At 41.4% G+C, this 17,365-nt stretch carries 16 protein-coding genes and 1 pseudogene; 11 read left to right on the forward strand and 6 right to left on the reverse strand.

Annotation, left to right across the window (positions count from 1 at the left end; genetic code table 11):
• The 5 genes and pseudogenes from RBR61_RS05545 to RBR61_RS05565 form a co-directional block, all read right to left on the reverse strand.
• A pseudogene (locus RBR61_RS05545) lies at window positions 1-215 on the reverse strand (oxidoreductase); the annotation flags it as partial.
• A gap of 2 nt (window positions 216-217) precedes the next feature.
• On the reverse strand, window positions 218-1,483 hold the full coding sequence (locus RBR61_RS05550) for a nucleotide sugar dehydrogenase (RefSeq protein WP_320342661.1): 1,266 nt from the start codon (window positions 1,481-1,483) through the stop codon (window positions 218-220).
• A complete protein-coding gene (locus RBR61_RS05555) occupies window positions 1,480-3,219 on the reverse strand; it encodes a nucleoside-diphosphate sugar epimerase/dehydratase (protein ID WP_320342663.1) in 1,740 nt (579 codons plus the stop codon). Before RBR61_RS05555 ends, RBR61_RS05550 begins: the two co-directional genes overlap by 4 nt.
• Before the next feature lie 2 nt (window positions 3,220-3,221).
• Window positions 3,222-4,241, reverse strand: coding sequence for an NAD-dependent epimerase (locus RBR61_RS05560; RefSeq protein ID WP_320342664.1), 1,020 nt, complete (start codon window positions 4,239-4,241; stop codon window positions 3,222-3,224).
• Between the two features lie 11 nt (window positions 4,242-4,252).
• Window positions 4,253-5,428: a nucleotide sugar dehydrogenase gene (locus RBR61_RS05565; RefSeq protein ID WP_320342666.1), complete on the reverse strand. Its 1,176-nt coding sequence runs from the start codon at window positions 5,426-5,428 to the stop codon at window positions 4,253-4,255.
• An 84-nt stretch (window positions 5,429-5,512) separates the two neighbouring features.
• Here RBR61_RS05565 and flgA point away from each other — a divergent pair, with 84 nt between their 5' ends.
• The 6 genes from flgA to RBR61_RS05595 all read left to right on the forward strand — a co-directional run bounded on the left by flgA (window position 5,513) and on the right by RBR61_RS05595 (window position 9,345).
• Window positions 5,513-6,412, forward strand: coding sequence for a flagellar basal body P-ring formation chaperone FlgA (flgA, locus tag RBR61_RS05570; RefSeq protein WP_320342668.1), 900 nt, complete (start codon window positions 5,513-5,515; stop codon window positions 6,410-6,412).
• A complete protein-coding gene (locus RBR61_RS05575; protein ID WP_320342669.1) occupies window positions 6,409-6,936 on the forward strand; it encodes a UbiX family flavin prenyltransferase in 528 nt (175 codons plus the stop codon). The genes flgA and RBR61_RS05575 overlap by 4 nt, the downstream gene beginning before the upstream one ends.
• Window positions 6,936-7,427, forward strand: coding sequence for a pantetheine-phosphate adenylyltransferase (coaD, locus tag RBR61_RS05580; protein WP_320342670.1), 492 nt, complete (start codon window positions 6,936-6,938; stop codon window positions 7,425-7,427). Before RBR61_RS05575 ends, coaD begins: the two co-directional genes overlap by 1 nt.
• Window positions 7,412-8,002, forward strand: coding sequence for a dTMP kinase (gene tmk / locus RBR61_RS05585; protein WP_320342672.1), 591 nt, complete (start codon window positions 7,412-7,414; stop codon window positions 8,000-8,002). Before coaD ends, tmk begins: the two co-directional genes overlap by 16 nt.
• Window positions 7,999-8,709, forward strand: coding sequence for an MOSC domain-containing protein (locus RBR61_RS05590; protein ID WP_320342673.1), 711 nt, complete (start codon window positions 7,999-8,001; stop codon window positions 8,707-8,709). Before tmk ends, RBR61_RS05590 begins: the two co-directional genes overlap by 4 nt.
• A gap of 87 nt (window positions 8,710-8,796) precedes the next feature.
• A complete protein-coding gene (locus RBR61_RS05595) occupies window positions 8,797-9,345 on the forward strand; it encodes an HPP family protein (protein WP_320342674.1) in 549 nt (182 codons plus the stop codon).
• Here RBR61_RS05595 and RBR61_RS05600 read toward each other — a convergent pair.
• Window positions 9,314-10,243: a protoglobin domain-containing protein gene (locus tag RBR61_RS05600; RefSeq protein WP_320342675.1), complete on the reverse strand. Its 930-nt coding sequence runs from the start codon at window positions 10,241-10,243 to the stop codon at window positions 9,314-9,316. The two genes, RBR61_RS05595 and RBR61_RS05600, sit on opposite strands and share 32 nt — an antisense overlap.
• 125 nt (window positions 10,244-10,368) lie before the next feature.
• Between RBR61_RS05600 and hisS the strand changes: the two genes are divergently transcribed.
• The 5 genes from hisS (at window position 10,369) to RBR61_RS05625 (ending at window position 17,341) form a co-directional block, all read left to right on the forward strand.
• Window positions 10,369-11,580, forward strand: coding sequence for a histidine--tRNA ligase (hisS, locus tag RBR61_RS05605; RefSeq protein ID WP_320342677.1), 1,212 nt, complete (start codon window positions 10,369-10,371; stop codon window positions 11,578-11,580).
• Window positions 11,580-13,307, forward strand: a complete 1,728-nt coding sequence (locus RBR61_RS05610) for an FMN-binding glutamate synthase family protein (RefSeq protein WP_320342678.1) — start codon at window positions 11,580-11,582, stop codon at window positions 13,305-13,307. Before hisS ends, RBR61_RS05610 begins: the two co-directional genes overlap by 1 nt.
• 10 nt (window positions 13,308-13,317) lie before the next feature.
• Window positions 13,318-15,147 carry a biosynthetic arginine decarboxylase gene (speA, locus tag RBR61_RS05615; protein WP_320342680.1) on the forward strand — a complete coding sequence of 610 codons (1,830 nt, stop codon included), beginning with the start codon at window positions 13,318-13,320 and terminating at the stop codon, window positions 15,145-15,147.
• Between the two features lie 9 nt (window positions 15,148-15,156).
• On the forward strand, window positions 15,157-15,858 hold the full coding sequence (gene cysE, locus RBR61_RS05620; RefSeq protein ID WP_320342682.1) for a serine O-acetyltransferase: 702 nt from the start codon (window positions 15,157-15,159) through the stop codon (window positions 15,856-15,858).
• Window positions 15,859-16,171: 313 nt separating this feature from the next.
• On the forward strand, window positions 16,172-17,341 hold the full coding sequence (locus RBR61_RS05625; RefSeq protein WP_320342683.1) for a pyridoxal phosphate-dependent aminotransferase: 1,170 nt from the start codon (window positions 16,172-16,174) through the stop codon (window positions 17,339-17,341).
• The last annotated feature ends 24 nt before the right edge of the window (window positions 17,342-17,365 follow it).

Genomic DNA, 17,365 nt, shown 5'->3' on the forward strand with positions numbered 1-17,365 from the left:
TCTATCTTCTCCTCACTTCTTTGGGATCTCTCTATAAAACTCTCAAAAAGCTCAAACTCAGTAAAAAACTCAGCCTCAGGAAAATTGCTATCCATTATGCCTATACCGTCATACGGGTCAAGAGCTGCCACCAGAGAGTTGCCTGTCTCTTTTATAGCCCTCATATGTCTTGGAGCTATATAACCGGCCGCTCCTATTAGTGCAAAGTTTTTCATACTCAAAGTCTCCATGTCGGTTTTTCCACGATTCCTTTTACGTCCAAGACTATTTCCTCACCTCTAGACATACTCTCATAATCTTCTTGTGTTAACTTCTTAAATTCATCATGGCCGACTGCCACTATTATTGCATCATATCTCTTAGAATCAAAAGGGAGCTCATCAAGAAAGTTAAGAGGTTTTGTCTCCTTGTCGCTTCTATCTACCCAGTAATCATACACTTCCACATTTAGCTCAAACTCTTTGAGCTCTTTTATTATATCAAGTACTTTAGAGTTTCTCATATCCGGGCAATTCTCTTTAAAAGTAACCCCAAGCACGAGCACATTTGCACCCTTTAGTTTTTTATCGCTTTTGATCATCAGCTTTATAGCCTTGTTAGCTATATATCTGCTCATGCCGTTGTTTATCTGTCTAGCACCAAGTATAAGGTTTGGCATATAGCCCAAAGACTGCGCTTTATGGGTTAGATAATATGGATCAACCCCTATGCAGTGTCCGCCTACAAGCCCGGGGAAAAGCTTTATAAAGTTCCATTTAGTGGCTGCCGCCTCTATCACCTCGCGCGTGTCTATGTTCATCATATCAAATATCATGGCAAGCTCATTTATAAGAGCTATATTTACATCTCTTTGTGTATTTTCGACCACCTTTGCCGCTTCTGCGACTTTTATACTTGAGGCTCTATATGTTCCGGCTGTTATTATCGAGGCATAAAGCTCATCTATCTTTTTGGCAATAGCAGGTGTGCTTCCAGAAGTAATTTTAAGTATTTTTGTCACAGTGTGTTCTTTGTCGCCGGGATTTATACGTTCAGGGCTGTATCCGCAAAAAAACTCCTCATTGAACTTAAGTCCCGACTCTTTTTCAAGTATCGGGACGCACACCTCTTCAGTCACTCCTGGATAGACCGTTGACTCATATATGACTATATCATCTCTCTTAAGTACTCTGCCGACAGTTTGTGTTGATTTTATAATTGGAGTCAGATCAGGCTCATTGCTATGATCTATGGGAGTCGGAACAGTCACAATATATATATTGCACTCTTTTATTTTATCTATGTCGGTAGTGTACTCAATGCCGTTTTTTGCAGCTTCTTGGAGTTCGTCTGCGCCAAGCTCTTGCGTTCTGTCAAACCCAGCGCAAAGCTCATCTATTCTGTCTCTGTTTATATCGTATCCAACCACACCATACTTTTTGCTAAATGCGTGAGCCAAAGGAAGTCCGACATACCCTAAGCCGATAATACATATTTTTGTCATGCCTTAAACTCCACAACTATCTCTTTTAATTTTGTCACCTTGTCTTTGGCTGTCATAAGCTCTGCAATATCGTTATTTAGTTTTTCTATATCCATATACGTCTTTTGAGCTACGGCTATAGAGTCATACTGCGTCTTTGCCTCACGCATATCCAAAAAAAGCTCCTCATACAGCTTTTCTCCCGGACGAAGCCCTATAAAACTTATATCTATTTCTTCTTTAGAGCTTAATTCTATCATCTTTTTTGCCAGATCCAATATCTTTACGGGTTCTCCCATATCAAGCACAAAGACTTCACCGCCTTTGCCTATGCTTGCCGCCTGCAAAACAAGCTCGCACGCTTCTCCTATAAGCATAAAGTATCTTGTAACATCAGGATGTGTTATAGTGAGAGGCCCACCATCTTGTATCTGCTTTTTAAATAACGGAATAACACTTCCGCTGCTTCCCAAAACATTGCCAAATCGCACTGAGACTATCTCCGTCTCTCTACATGGCACATTCTGGGCATAGAGTTCGCATATACGTTTTGTTGCGCCCATCACGCTTGTCGGTCTTACCGCTTTGTCCGTTGAGATAAGCACGAATTTTTCTACGCCGTGCTTTATGGAGAGGTCTATGCTGTTTTTCGTACCTATGACATTGTTAATTATCGCCTGTTCTACATTTTGCTCCACTAGAGGCACATGTTTGTATGCGGCCGCATGTATGACTATCTGCGGTTTGTAAGCTTCAAAAACCTTCTCCATTGACGCCTTGTCAACGACGCTTTGCATAACTAAAACCGCTTTATGGCTCTTTAACTCCTCTCCTATGCAGTAGAGGTTGTATTCGCTATGGTCTAAAAGTATAAGTTGTTTTGCTCCGTACTCCAAACATTGTCTGCTTATCTCGCTGCCTATACTTCCACCTGCTCCCGTAATTAGAATAATCTTTGAGTCAATAAAGTTTTTTATACTCTTTTTATCAAGATCTTTAGGGTGTCGTGCCAAAAGATCTTCGATGCTCAGGTCTTTGAGCTTTTTTTCCCTGTTTTTTAGCGATAAAAGCTTAATGTCATGTATTTTAAGTTTTTTGAGTTTTTCATATATTTCATTAAGAGCGTTTGCTTCAAAGTCTTTGGCTATTATGACCGATCTTATCTCAAGCGACTCAACTGCTTTGGCTATTTCGTTTATGCCGCCAACCTTCATATTTGAAAAATATGTTCCTATGTTTTCTTCTTCATCATCCACAACGGCAGCTATGTAGTAGTTTGTCTTGTCTTTTATAAGCGCTTGGGCAAGAGGCGTAGTGCCGATAAGCAGACTTTTTGTCAAGTTTAGATTTTTGTCATTTTCTACAATAAGTCTCTTCAGTACCCTAAATAGACCCAAAAAAAGAATGGACAAAAAGAAGTCAATCATTAAAACGCTTCTTGGAAAAGGGTTAAATGTCTCAGGCGAGAGGTAGTACAAAAAAAGCACAACAGGATAGGCAAACAGATGAACATACAAAATTTTCTTTAGCTCACCTAAAGAGAAAAATCTCCATGCTACGCCGTAGATGTGAAAGAGCGCCATAAAAGTGATCTTAACACTTGCGAGCAGAGCAAATACTGCTAAAAAATTCTCTATAAAGATATCTTCTATGGTAAAGTTAAATCTAAGATTATAAGCCAAAAAAAGCGTACCCAAAGAGATAAGTATGTCAAAGAAAAGAAAAAACAGCACTCTCTTTAACGGTGTTGGCTTCATTATTATAGCAAGCTAATCGTGGCGCTTTGTAAGCAGAATGCTTTATACCACCCAACAAACTCGCCTATTCCATCAGAGAGTTTTGTATCAGGTTTATATCCAAAATCATTCATCAAGCCGCTCACATCAGCATAAGTAGAGACGACATCGCCGTCTTGCATAGGCATAAAGTTTTTCTCTGCTTTTTTGCCGAGTGCGTATTCAAGCGTCTCTATGAACTCCATCAGACTTACTGGAGCGTTATTGCCTATGTTGTAGACATTATAATTAGATGGGTTGTCTATAACCTTTATAACGCCGTCGACTATGTCGTCTATATAGGTAAAGTCCCGGCTCATGTTGCCGTGGTTAAACACCTTTATGGCTCTGTCGTTTGATATTGCATCGGCAAATAGCATCGGTGCCATATCAGGTCTGCCCCACGGTCCGTAAACCGTAAAAAATCTCAGCCCCGTAGTCTGTATGCCGTAAAGATGGCTATATGTGTGAGCCATAAGCTCGTTTGATTTTTTAGTTGCCGCATAGAGGCTTATAGGAGTGTCCGTTTTATCCGTAGTTTTAAACGGCTGTGATTCATTAAGACCGTATACGCTTGAACTTGAAGCATACGAGAGATTTTTGACACCATAGTTTCTGCAAGCCTCCAGAATATTTAAAAATCCAACAACATTACTCTGAATATACGCATGAGGATTCTCTATGGAGTACCTAACACCTGCCTGAGCGGCAAGATTACAGACCGCTTCGAACTTTTCGGTTTCAAAAAGTCTGTTTAAAGCAGTAGCATCTTCAAGGTTTGCCTTTATAAACTTATGTTTTGAATATTTTGTGCTTATTGCTAAACTGTTCTCTTTTATCGATTCTTTATCAATGCCCAGTTCTGCAAGTCTTGCATATTTTAGGTTCACATCGTAGTAGTCATTGATGTTGTCAAGTCCTACGACCTCATCGCCACGCTCTAAAAGTTTTTTAGCCAAGTGGTAGCCAATGAAACCTGCCGTTCCTGTTACTAGTATCTTCAAATTAAATCCTCTTAACTGTCACTGTTGAATATATCTCTTGTATAGACCTTATCTTTCACATCCATAATGCTATCACTCAGTCTGTTTGCGACTATGACATCGCTTATCTTTTTAAACTCTTCAATATCTTTTATGACACGTGAATTAAAAAAACTATCATCCTCTAAAACAGGCTCATAGATAACGACTTCAACCCCTTTTGCTTTTATGCGCTTCATGATCCCCTGAATTGCAGAGCTTCTAAAGTTATCCGAACCTGTTTTCATAACAAGCCTGTAAACTCCCACAATTTTTGGCTTTTTAGCCAAGATGCTATCAGCTATGAAATCTTTTCTTGTCGAGTTCGCTTTTACGATCGCCTCTATCATATTTGACGGCACGTCTGCGTAGTTGGCAAGGAGCTGTTTTGTATCTTTTGGCAGGCAGTATCCGCCGTATCCGAAACTCGGATTGTTATAGTGAGTGCCTATGCGCGGGTCAAGCCCTACCCCCTCTATGATCTGCTTAGTATCAAGTCCATGCGTCTGCGCGTAAGAGTCAAGCTCGTTAAAATATGCAACTCTCATTGCAAGATATGTATTTGCAAAAAGTTTTATCGCCTCTGCTTCGGTAGAGTCTGTAAATAAAATCGCTATATCTTTTTTAATAGCGCCCTCTGCCAGAAGTGAAGCAAATATCTCCGCTCTTTTGCTTCTCTCTCCTACGATTATACGGCTTGGGTAGAGATTATCATGAAGTGCAAGCCCCTCTCTTAAAAACTCGGGAGAGAAGATGATGTTATCAGTTTTAAACTTCTCTTTCAGGCTATTTACATAACCTACGGGAATGGTTGATTTTATGACCATTACGGCTTTTGGGTTTATGCTTAGAACATCGGCTATGACATACTCTATGGATTTTGTGTTGAAATAGTTCGTCTGCGGGTCATAATCTGTAGGAGTTGCTATGATGACATAGTCGGCATCTCTGTAAGCGGCTTCTTTATCGAGCGTTGCAGTGAAGTTTAGATCATCTCTTTTTAAATACTCCTCTATCTCTGCATCTTCGATAGGAGATACTTTTTTGTTCAACATCTCCACTTTCTCAGGGATGATGTCAAGTGCGACCACTTCGTTATGCTGCGCCAAAAGTATGCCGTTGCTAAGGCCTACATATCCGGTTCCGGCTATTGCTATCTTATAACCCATTTAAATCTAAACCTTATCTGTTCTTTTTTATTTTATGAATGGGATTATACTAAAGCGTGACTTAAATTGCTCTATTATGTTAAAATGCCAAAAAATCTCAAGATCGGTATATCTATGCTTTTTAAGTTTTTTGCCCTGTTTCTTATCAGCTTTAACCTGCATGCAAACATCGAACTAGAGGGTGTTTACTATGTAGAGAACAGAGAGGTGAACTCGTCTGTTATTACACAAAATGAAGCGGACAGTTTTCATATTTTAACCATACCCGATAGCGACTACCTGGCAAAGATAAAAAGCAAAGAACTTATAGATCTGCTTCATAAAAACGGCTACAAGAACTACGAGCACAAAAGCAGCTACGTAAACTTCGTTTTAAAGAGCCCTATTGATACATCTTTTATAAAGCGCAGACTAATAGAGTATTATGAAAAAGAGTATGAGAGCATAGAGATCATAGATATTGTCGTAGAGCCAAGAGCCTATATGGAGAGCCTTCCAGATGAGTACACCGTAGATATAAGAGAGCGAGATTATCTCTTTAACGACGGTACCATAAGCATAAAAACCCCGCAAAATATGAAATACTTCTTTGACTACTACATAAAAGCGTACGTAAGTGTATATGAGAGCAGAGATAAGATAAAAAAAGATACCAAACTAACTCCTCTGCACTATATACAAAAGAAGGTTCTACTAGAGAGATTTAGAGCAAAGCCGCTTCAAAATATAGACAATATCCAGCTGCAGGCAAAACGCCATATACCAAAGGGCAGAATCATCACTCACAATGACGTGGAGCTGTTTGATGTAATCAGAAGAGATGCTATGATAAACGTGACGATGGTAAAAGAGGGAATGGTCATTACATTTAGCGCAAAAGCACTTCAAGACGCTAAAGTAAATGATATAATAAAAGTCCAAAACAGCAACGGAAAGATTTTAAAAGTAAGAGTTACGGGCAATAACAGAGCGGAGTTAGAGTGAAAAAACGTAAAATAGTAGTAGCGACCAGCGGTGCAAGCGGAGTAAATCTCGGCTTAAAGATAGTAGACCTGCTGCCACAAGAGATTGAGAAGCATTTTATCATGACGAAAAACTCAGAGGTGGTTTTAGACAAAGAGATGGGTGCAACCATTCATGACAATGCAGATATATCGGCCAGCATATCATCTGGCTCTTTTGGGGTTGATGCTATGATAATAGCGCCTTGCAGTATGAATACGCTTGCAAAGATAGCATGCGGTATTGCCGACAACTTGGTTACAAGATGTGCCAGCGTTATGATAAAAGAGCATAAAAAGCTCATCCTTGCTCCAAGAGAGATGCCCTTTTCCGCAATAGCTTTAGAGAATATGCATAAGCTTGCAGCTCTTGGCGTCATTATTGCGCCTCCTGTCATGGCGTACTACTCAGAACAGCAGACGCTTGATGAGATGGAGAACTTCCTTATCGGAAAGTGGTTTGATCTTTTAGGTATTGAAAACAGTCTTTATAAAAGGTGGGAGTAATGAAAAAAATAGCGATATATCCGGGGACTTTCGACCCGATAACGAACGGACATTTTGACATCATAGAGAGGACGCTTGTACTTTTTGACAAGCTCATTATAGCAGTGGCTATATCGCACGATAAAAAGCCGATGTTCACACTGGATGAACGCATCAATATGGTAAAAGAGTCGGTAAAAAATATGCCAAATGTAATAGTTGTCGGTTTTGACAACCTCACCGTAGAGCTTGCACGCTCATACAATGCAACGGTTCTGATCCGCGGACTTCGTGCGGTAAGCGACTTTGAGTACGAGCTGCAGCTCGGGTACCTGAACAACTCGCTTGACGACACTATCGAGACGGTCTACCTTATGCCAAAACTCCAACACGCATTTATCAGCTCCTCTATCGTACGCAACCTTCTAAAGTTCAATGGAAAAACAGAGCATCTCGTACCAAAAGAGGTTCAAAAAATCATAGGGAATATGAAATCATGTACATTACAATAGAAGGGATCGATACGGCTGGTAAAAGTACGCAGATCCAGAGGCTTAAAGAGCATTTCAAAGATGCAGTAATCACAAAAGAGCCTGGAGCAACAGATGCTGGAAAAGAGATAAGAGAAATTGTGCTTAGTGCAAAAACGAAGAGTAAAAAAGCGGAATTTTTGCTCTTTTTGGCAGACCGTGCAGAGCATATAAAAGAGGTAATTGAGCCAAATCTAGACAAGATGATCATCTCAGACAGAAGCGTTGTAAGCGGTGTTGCCTATGCCCTGACACAGGGTGAAATCAGCGAAACTGCCATACTGCACTTAAATAGATTTGCAACCGGTGGGCTCTATCCGCAAAAAGTTTTTTTACTCTCTCTCACCAAAGAGGAGTTGGAATTTAGGCTCTCACAAAAAAAACTTGACGGTATTGAGCTAAGAGGAGTTGCGTATCTCCTTGCAATACAACAAAAACTCATAGAAGCGGCGGGGCTTTTGAACCTGGAGCTTATAATCATAGATGCCACAAAAAATATAGATGCAATAACACAAGAGATAGTGACTAATATAAAACAAGAGGAGGCAGAAAAATGAGTCAAAAATTAGCGAATATTCTCCAGCTAAAAATTGGAAAAGTCACAAAGAACAAAAAACTGACAAGTGACAAAGAGTTTGAGTCTGGTATAAAAAAGTATCCGATCGACAGTGCGTTTATGACAAAAACAGGCTTCAGAGGGGATGAAGTAGCAGACCTTATCCATCACGGCGGAGAGACAAAAGCTGTGCTGTTTTTCTCTGCAAAAACTTACGAGAAGCTAAACAGATTAAGCGGCAACAGCTTTACGCACGATGATGTCGCGCACTACGGGGAGAATCTCTTAGTCGACTCCATTGATGAGTCGGATATGTGCGTAGGCGATATTTTAAAGGTCGGAGATGCGACATTTGAAGTCTCCCAGCCAAGGCAGCCGTGCTGGAAACTCTCTACAAATACCGCAACCAAGCCGATGACAAGCATCATTTATAACAACGGTCTTACAGGATGGTACGCAAGAGTCCTACAAGAGGGAGAGCTGAAAAAAGGCGACGAGGTTATTCTTATAAAAAGAGTCTATCCAGAGCTTAGCATCGAGGCTTTAAACAGGGTCATAGTCGATCCATTTAGTGACAAAGAAGTCACACTACAGGCTATAAAATGCCCGGTTTTAGGAGAGCAGTTCAGGGATTCGCTTGAGGGAAGAGCAAAGCTTAACGACCCGAAGAACGAGCCATTTTGGTATCATAATGAACCGCAGGAGTAGATAAAAAAGAGAGTTGATTTACATCAACGAAATTTATCTCAAAAAAACTTATCATACGCCAAATTTTTATCTATAGAGAGTTGGCGTTTGAAAAAATATTTTGCAAGAATGAGATCAAAAGAGATGCGTCCTGCACGAAAGCCTCTAAGCAAGATATTGTGGTCTACTTTAGGCGCTTTTATTAGCATCTATCTGCTCTCTTTTTTTAGTCAATACTTCTCACCTCAAGACGGCTTCTTTCTGCTTGGCTCTTTTGGAGCTTCGGCGGTGCTTGTTTACGGTGCGCCGGATGTTGCCTTTTCTCAGCCTAGAAACCTTCTTGGCGGGCATATACTCTCAGCTCTTATATCTGTTGTCTTGGTTAAGTTTTTTGAAGATACTCTAGAGATTGAAGCCCTATGCGCTCTTAGCGTCTCTTTGTCGATTCTGGTAATGCACTTTACGCTAACCATGCACCCTCCAGGCGGTGCGACGGCGCTTATCTACGTCATAGGAAGCGAAGAGATAAGATCTCTTGGATGGCTCTACCCTATAACCCCGATAGCCGCAGGAGCGCTGATCATGCTACTTGTAGCACTCATTATAAACAATCTCTCAAACAACTCTAAAAGGCACTATCCGCTTTATTGGTACTGACCCCGACTACTCTTTTGGCACCAACAAGCCAATATGCGACTGCAAGGGCTACTATTACTGCGCCTATTATCAAAAGCTCTTTGCCGCTCTCCGAGGATAAAGAGTAGATAAGAACCTTACGAATAAGCGCCGCCATAGCAAGCATTATAAACGCTCCGATAGCGAATCCTTTGCCTTGGAGATGATTTATCTCTTCATGTATAAGCTCTATCGCCGCCCAAAGAACGAGCAGACTTCCAAGAACGGTAAGTATCCCCTTCTCTATCCCGATGTCTGTAAAAAAGAGCAGATAGATGTCGTACCCAAAAAGCCCTATGGCAAAAAATGCCACTAAAGCCAGAGAACCGGCAAGAAAGAAGTTTACATAAGAGTTGAACCTTTTGAGTCCTGATAAAATTATTTTTTCAACTTTGGATAAAGATAAAAACTTTCCAAGCTCCTCTTCCCTGTACGAACTGGTCAATGTGTCCAGATTTATATCTACGATCTTTTCTACCGCTTCTATCTCCATCATGCTTCTTCTGTCGTTCTCGCAGTTTTCGTAAAGATTTTTGATTATAAAAGTTCTCACAAAAGTAAAAGCAGAGTTTACGTAGTGGGTTGGAAGCCCGATGCGGACATGAATTTCGCCTATTTTGTAAAGATATGTAAAATATTCCAGATCATACTTTCCGCAAAAGAGATTAACGAACCACGCCTTTATCTTTGTTCTGTGATAATCAATGATCTTTTGATTTTTCAGAAATTTTGCAGTTGACCCAAATCCCCAGATATAGTCATAAAACTCTTCTATAAACCTGTTTGATAGCTCCTCCATTCTAGGCTGAAGCTCTTTTAAGATAAGAGCCTCCTCCTTTGTGAACTTATAGTGCTCTTTTAAGCTCTGATGCTGCTGCATTTTTTGCCCTTTTATTTCAAGATATAAAATCCAAATGTGATGAATTATAACTAAATAAAAGGTAAAAATGGTATCCTTTCAGTTAAAAAATTTTAACTACAACTTTCAACGATACAAGGATAGAGATGATCGCTTCACTTAGGGGAATGAATGATATTTTAAGCGAGGATTATGAGAGATTTACATACTTCATAGAGACCTCCTCAGAGATCGCTAAAAGATATGGATTTCACTTTATTGAGACCCCTCTGCTGGAAGAGACCGCCCTTTTTAAGCGCTCGGTAGGCGAATCAAGCGATATTGTCGGCAAAGAGATGTACCAGTTCATAGACAAAGGCGAAAATGACGTCTGTCTTCGTCCTGAGGGAACGGCTGGGGTCGTTCGTGCATTTATACAAAAAAAACTTGACCGTGCCGGCGGTATACACCGTTTTTTCTACCATGGAGCGATGTTTAGATATGAGAGACCGCAAAAAGGAAGACTCAGACAGTTTCATCAGTTCGGTGTAGAGAGCTTTGGAGTTGAGAGCGTTTATGAAGATGCTGCTATGATAATGATGGTAAGCGATATTTTAAACAAGCTTGGGATCGGCTACAGACTACAGCTAAACTCTCTTGGATGCAACGAGTGCATGCCTAGCTACAAAGACTCCCTTGTGGACTATGTCAGAAAGTGCCAAGACGGCATCTGCATCGACTGCCAAAGAAGAGTAGATACAAACCCGATAAGAGTGCTTGACTGCAAGAACGGTTCATGTCAGGAGCTCTACGTAGAGGCTCCAAAGATCACTCAAAACCTATGTGCTTCATGCAACAGCGATTTTTCTCAACTGCAGAAGATATTGGATGATAACTCTATAAAGTATGAGATTGATTCAAGCCTTGTCAGAGGACTTGACTACTACTCAAAGACAGCGTTTGAGTTTGTAAGCGACGATATAGGAAGCCAAAGTGCGATCGCTGGAGGCGGAAGATATGACAGGCTTGTCGAGTTCCTTGGCGGTCGTCCTACTCCTGCCGTGGGCTTTGCTATGGGGATAGAGAGACTTATGGAACTTATAAAGATGCCGGAGTCCACAAAAGAGGGCTACTACATCGGAGCCATGGATGATGAAGCCTTAAGCAGCGTTATAAAAATTGCTCATCAAAAAAGAAAAACCCACGCTGTCGTTATGGATTACAAAACTAAAAACCTCAAAAACCATCTAAAAGCGGCGGACAAAGCAAATGTAAAATATTGCGCCGTAATAGGATCGGATGAGATGAAAAACAAGACCATCTGGGTAAAGAACCTTGAAGACAAGAGTGAAAACACTATACCGATAGCGGAGTTTTAATGGAGCTCATACACACTTTTTGGGGCTTTTTCATAGACTTTTTTGAGCTTATTATGCTCATAGTCCTTCTATTTTTGGTAAATCTCTTCATATATGACAAATATGTGCAAAGAAATCATGCACTCCTTATAAACTACCCTATCATCGGCAGGATGCGTTACCTTTTTGAAGCGCTCAGAGAACCGCTGCGTCAATATTTTGCGGATGAGTCCTTCTACGCTTCACGCGACAAGATCGAGTGGGTCTATAAAGCCGCAAAGGATGTTCCAAACTATAAATCATTCTCCGTATCTCAGCCGTTTGAGGGCTCCAGATTTATTATAAAACACTCTTCAAACGTACTAAATGAGGATGAAGTGAGTGATGATGTAAGCGTGATCTTCGGAAAAGATAGAGAAAACCCGTTTATATCACACTCGCCTATAATCCGCTCCGCTATGAGTGACGGCGCGCTCAGCCCTGAGGCGGTACGCGCATTTTCAATAGCGGGAGCCGCTACAAACCTGACCATTAACACCGGTGAGGGCTCTCTTACATCCAACCACCTATTTACCCACAAGCCAGACCTTGATAACTGTGAGTATCTGGAGATCGTGCAAAGCACTCTGTTTTCAGAGATTGTCTTTAAAATAGTTGATAAAATATTTAATCGTGCACTTGCCCTAAAAGCCTACAGAACGATTCTTCTCAACAATAAGACTCAAAACACATATATCTACGACAAAGCTTCTCACGTGCTATTTCGCGTAAACTGGGATGCGCCTCTGGAAGCGTTTCCAAAAGAAGTTCCTTCAGACATACCCAATATGATATTTCAGATGAGCTCCGGTCTTTACGGAGTCCGCGACAAAGAGGGCAAGTTTGATGAGCTAAGATACAAAAAAGTTATGAAGTTCTGCCGTATGACCGAGATAAAAATAGCTCAGGGCGCTAAACAGACCGGCGGAAAGCTTGCAGGAAGCAAAGTCTCGGCAGATATTGCATACTACAGAGGCGTGGACGAGGGAAGAGACCTCTTCTCTCCGAACCGTTTTCCTTATGCGGATACGACTGCGCATCTTTTGGATTTTATAGAGAAGCTTCAGCATCTCTCTAAAAAACCGGTCGGATTCAAGATCGTTATCTCGGATGCCGATTCCGTAGAGGAGATGGCAAAAGAGCTCTTAAAAAGAAAAGAGTCCGGCAGGTCTCTACCGGATTTTATCTCGCTCGACAGCGGCGAAGGAGGAAGTGCCACTGCCCCTCTTGAACTGATGGAGTCTGTGGGTCTCACAACCAACAATGCTCTTTATGTACTTGATACCATCCTTAGAAGATACGGCTTGAGAGAAGATATAAAGATCATAGCAAGCGGGAAGATTTTAACCCCCGATGATGTTATAATCACAATGGCGATGGGTGCTGATGCCGTAGGAATAGGCAGAGGCTTTATGATGAGCGGCGGCTGTATCCGTGCTCGTATGTGTTCAGGATTTGGTTCGCACGTCTGTCCTGTGGGCATGGCGACACAGGACCCAAAGAGAAGAGCCTCTTACCTTGTCGTCAAAAAAGGCAAGGAGATAGGTCACTATCACAACAATTTAATTAAAAATATGAAGGTTCTTCTCTCAGTTATGGGTCTTAAGCATATCTCCGAACTGAACAAAAGACATCTTACATTTAAAAACAGAAGCGGTGAGATATATTTCGATATAGATAAATATTTTCATCAAAAATTACATATATAGGTGGATAATTTTGAAAAACTTTGGTCTTAACATCTGGTCTAACAACAACTTCATTATTGAAGACGGCCAGATAAAACTCAACTACAAATGTATGCCTTCTCTTCTTCAGATAGTAGAAGATATTCGCTCAAACGACGTAAGAGGTCCTATTTTGCTTAGGTTTCCTCACCTTATAAAGAGCCAGATAAGAACTCTCTACTCATACTTTGACAAAGCGATACAACAAAACAACTACAGAGGAAGTTTTAATGCCGTATTTCCTCTAAAAGTAAACCAGTTTCCTCATGCGGTGGATGCGGTCACATCTCAGGGAGCTCAGTACAACTACGGGCTTGAAGCCGGTTCTAAAGCGGAGCTTATTTTGGCAATGAGCAAGACTCCAAGCGGCGCGAACATAACCGTAAACGGATTTAAAGACAAAGAGATGATAACTCTTGGTTTTATTGCGGCTCAAAGCGGGCACAATATAACAATCACCATTGAGGGGCTTGGAGAGCTTGAGACCATTATAGAGGTAGCTCAGGAGTGCAACCTAAAGGTACCAAATATCGGTATACGTGTAAGACTTCACAGTGCGGGCAGCGGCATCTGGGCAAAAAGCGGTGGAATGGATGCAAAATTCGGTCTTACCTCTACTGAGATCATTGAGGCTATATCGCTTCTAAAAGATGCCAAACTGCTTGGCAAACTAAATATGGTCCACTTCCATATAGGCTCTCAGATGTCGGACATCGCACCTCTTAAAAAAGCGCTTCGCGAAGCTGGGAACATCTATGCGGAACTAAAAAAGATGGGGGCGGACTCACTAAAGAGCATCAACATCGGCGGTGGCTTGGCGGTAGAGTATGACCAGCACGTGATGTCTAGTGCCAGAAACTACTCTATAGATGAGTTTTCAAGCAGTGTCGTCTTCTTGCTTGGCGAGATCATGAATGCAAAAAATGTTGACCATCCCGATATCTTTACAGAGTCCGGACGTTTCATAGTAGCTTCTCATGCCGTATTGATAACTCCTGTTTTGGAACTTTTCACTCAGGACTATCAGGAGAAGCTCTTAAACTTTAAAGAGGTAAACCCTCCTCTTCTTGTTGAGCTTATAGAGCTAAACGACCTCTTAAACAACACCAACTGTATAGAGTACCTGCACGATGCGCTTGACCATATGGAATCGCTTCTGACACTCTTCGATCTAGGTTATATAGACCTTCAAGACCGCTCAAACGCAGAGATACTTGTGCACAACATCATCAAAAAGGCTCTTTACCTCAAATCTGCAAACCCTACGGATGAGCTTGCACAGCTTCAGGTAAAGCTTCAGGAGAGATACCTTATAAATGCATCTATTTTCCAGAGTCTTCCTGATTACTGGGGACTTGGACAGCACTTTCCGGTCATGCCGCTGCATCATCTAAATACGACCCCGCTAAGAGCTGCATCTCTGTGGGACATAACATGCGACAGTGACGGAGAGATAGGCTTTAATCCTGACAAACCGCTCTATCTTCATGATGTAAACCTTGATGAAGAGGAGTACTTTTTAGGGTTTTTCAATGTCGGTGCATATCAAGAGACTTTGGGGATGAACCACAACCTCTTTACGCACCCTAGCGAATATACGATCACTATCGATGAGTACTCTTACGAGATCAAAAATGCGGTAGAGTCAAAAAGCATTCTTGATATCTTAGACTCCATTGGCTACGATGCGGAGATGTTGTCAAGCAGACTTAAGAGCGACCTTATGAAATCTGATTTTATTACAGAGCAAGAAAAAAATGATACACTTGCAAAACTGGAGCTGTTTTTAAAACAAAACGGCTATCTAAGAACTACTAACTAGGAGTTAAAATTGGGAATTTATGCTGATATCAAAGAAGATTTTTTAAATGTTTACAAAAATGATCCAGCCCTTAGCTCTAAGCTAGACTTCCTTTTTAACTACCCAGGTGTTTGGGCTATGGCTTGGTACAGAATAGCCCACGGACTCTACCGCTCAAACTTCAAGACACTCGCAAGAGTCATTATGGGGCTAAACCAGATATTTACGAACATAGATATACATCCGGGCGCCGTTATCGGCAGAAGAGTATTTATAGACCATGGTTTCGGCGTTGTAATAGGTCAGACCTCTGTAATTGAAGATGATGTCATCATATATCAGGGCGTAACACTAGGCGGTGTATCGCTCACTCACGGCAAAAGACACCCGACCATCAAAAAAGGCGCGGTAATAGGTGCCGGAGCTAAAGTTTTGGGAAATATCACTATAGGGGAGTATGCAAAAATAGGTGCAAATTCAGTTGTAGTAAAGCCTGTTCCAGACAACGCTACGGCGATAGGCATCCCTGCTCATGTTATAGAGAAAGGAAGATGTAAAGATCCATTAATGCACAATCTTCTTCCGGATATAAACAAAGAGATGTTCGAGTATCTTCTTAAGCGTGTTGCCGTTCTTGAGCATATCTTGGTCGAAGATAATAAAGAGCTTCTTGAACAAGACCTTCAACTGGAAAACATTTACGAATCTTTTATCCGCGCTATGAAAAACTAAAAATATTTTAGTATAATTCCGCAATATTTTCAAAAAGGGTTTGAGTCCTTAGTCATAAAGAACCCCAACTTCAGAAGCTTTAAAAGAGGGCTAATGTGAGGCGAAACTTTGCGGTTGCACTTATTGTGCTGCAAAAAGTTTTAACGAAGCAGTAGCCTTCTTTTTAAACTTCCCTTTGGGCAATAAGAAAACAACCCTATTGCGTCGTTAGATTTTCTTGAATTAGCACAGCTAGTCCTGCAAAAATCTGTCTAGCAATAGAGTTATTTTCTTACTTGCTGAAGCTGAGGTTATTTATGACTAAGGACTCACTATGCTAACAGACCGTATTAACACGCTATCCGAATCGATCACAATTGCAATCTCGACACTTGCAGGCGAGCTAAAAGCTCAAGGTAAAGATATCATCAGCTTCTCAGCAGGTGAGCCTGATTTTGATACGCCTCGCGTTATTAAAGATGCTGCCATTGCAGCTATCAATGAGGGTTTTACGAAGTACACCGCGGTTGACGGCATCCCTGCCCTTAAAGTGGCAATTGCAAATAAGCTAAAGAGAGACAACGATCTCTCGTACGCTCCAAACCAGATCATCACCAACAACGGTGCGAAGCACTCTTTGTTCAATCTGTTTGCGGCAGTCATACAAAAAGGCGATGAAGTGATCATTCCATCCCCTTACTGGGTAACCTACCCTGAGCTTGTTCTCTACTACGGCGGAACGGTTGTTGAGATAGAGACGCATGATGACAATGCGTTTAAGATAACTCCGCAGCAGCTAAAAGATGCCCTTACGCCAAAGACAAAGATGATTGTCCTGACAAGTCCATCAAATCCGACAGGTGCGGTTTACTCAAGAGCAGAACTTGAAGCACTTGGAAAAGTACTTGAAGGCACTGATGTTATCGTTGCAAGTGATGAGATGTATGAAAAGCTTATCTACGACGGCAGCTTTACATCTGCGGCGGCTGTAAGCGAAGATATGTACAATCGCACCGTAACTATTAACGGTCTTAGCAAATCTGTTGCAATGACAGGCTGGAGATTCGGCTATATGGCAGCGCACAATACGGAGCTTATCCAAGCGACTAAAAAACTTCAGAGCCAAAGCACCTCTAACATCAACTCTATCACGCAAAAGGCGGCAATTGCAGGCTTAGACGGTTCGGCAGACGAAGATATCGAGATGATGAGAGTCGCATTTAAAGAGCGCCGCGATGAGGCCGTAAAGCTCATTAACGCAATTGAGGGCTTAAGTGTTTATAAGCCTGACGGTGCTTTTTATCTTTTTGTAAACATAAAAGAGCTGAGCAACGACTCTATGGAGTTTTGTAAGCAGCTTTTAGAGAAAAAAGGGGTAGCCGTAGTTCCGGGTGTAGGCTTTGGAAGCGAAGGATATTTTAGATTTAGTTTTGCAACCGACATTGAAAGTATCCGCAAAGGTATCAAACGTATAGAAGAGTTCGTACAAGAACTAAAAGCATAAAAATCACTTTCAAGTTTTGCCCTA

This window comes from Sulfurimonas sp. (genome assembly GCF_034005705.1).
Lineage (GTDB): Bacteria > Campylobacterota > Campylobacteria > Campylobacterales > Sulfurimonadaceae > Sulfurimonas.

Coding starts and splice junctions, on each gene's coding strand:
- coaD (WP_320342670.1), top strand. CDS start 6,936: ATGAAAAAAATAGCGATATATCCGGGGACTTTCGACCCGATAACGAAC.
- RBR61_RS05565 (WP_320342666.1), bottom strand. CDS start 5,428: ATGGGTTATAAGATAGCAATAGCCGGAACCGGATATGTAGGCCTTAGC.
- hisS (WP_320342677.1), top strand. CDS start 10,369: ATGATCGCTTCACTTAGGGGAATGAATGATATTTTAAGCGAGGATTAT.
- RBR61_RS05550 (WP_320342661.1), bottom strand. CDS start 1,483: ATGACAAAAATATGTATTATCGGCTTAGGGTATGTCGGACTTCCTTTG.
- RBR61_RS05610 (WP_320342678.1), top strand. CDS start 11,580: ATGGAGCTCATACACACTTTTTGGGGCTTTTTCATAGACTTTTTTGAG.
- RBR61_RS05600 (WP_320342675.1), bottom strand. CDS start 10,243: ATGCAGCAGCATCAGAGCTTAAAAGAGCACTATAAGTTCACAAAGGAG.
- tmk (WP_320342672.1), top strand. CDS start 7,412: ATGTACATTACAATAGAAGGGATCGATACGGCTGGTAAAAGTACGCAG.
- RBR61_RS05555 (WP_320342663.1), bottom strand. CDS start 3,219: ATGAAGCCAACACCGTTAAAGAGAGTGCTGTTTTTTCTTTTCTTTGAC.
- RBR61_RS05625 (WP_320342683.1), top strand. CDS start 16,172: ATGCTAACAGACCGTATTAACACGCTATCCGAATCGATCACAATTGCA.
- flgA (WP_320342668.1), top strand. CDS start 5,513: ATGCCAAAAAATCTCAAGATCGGTATATCTATGCTTTTTAAGTTTTTT.
- RBR61_RS05590 (WP_320342673.1), top strand. CDS start 7,999: ATGAGTCAAAAATTAGCGAATATTCTCCAGCTAAAAATTGGAAAAGTC.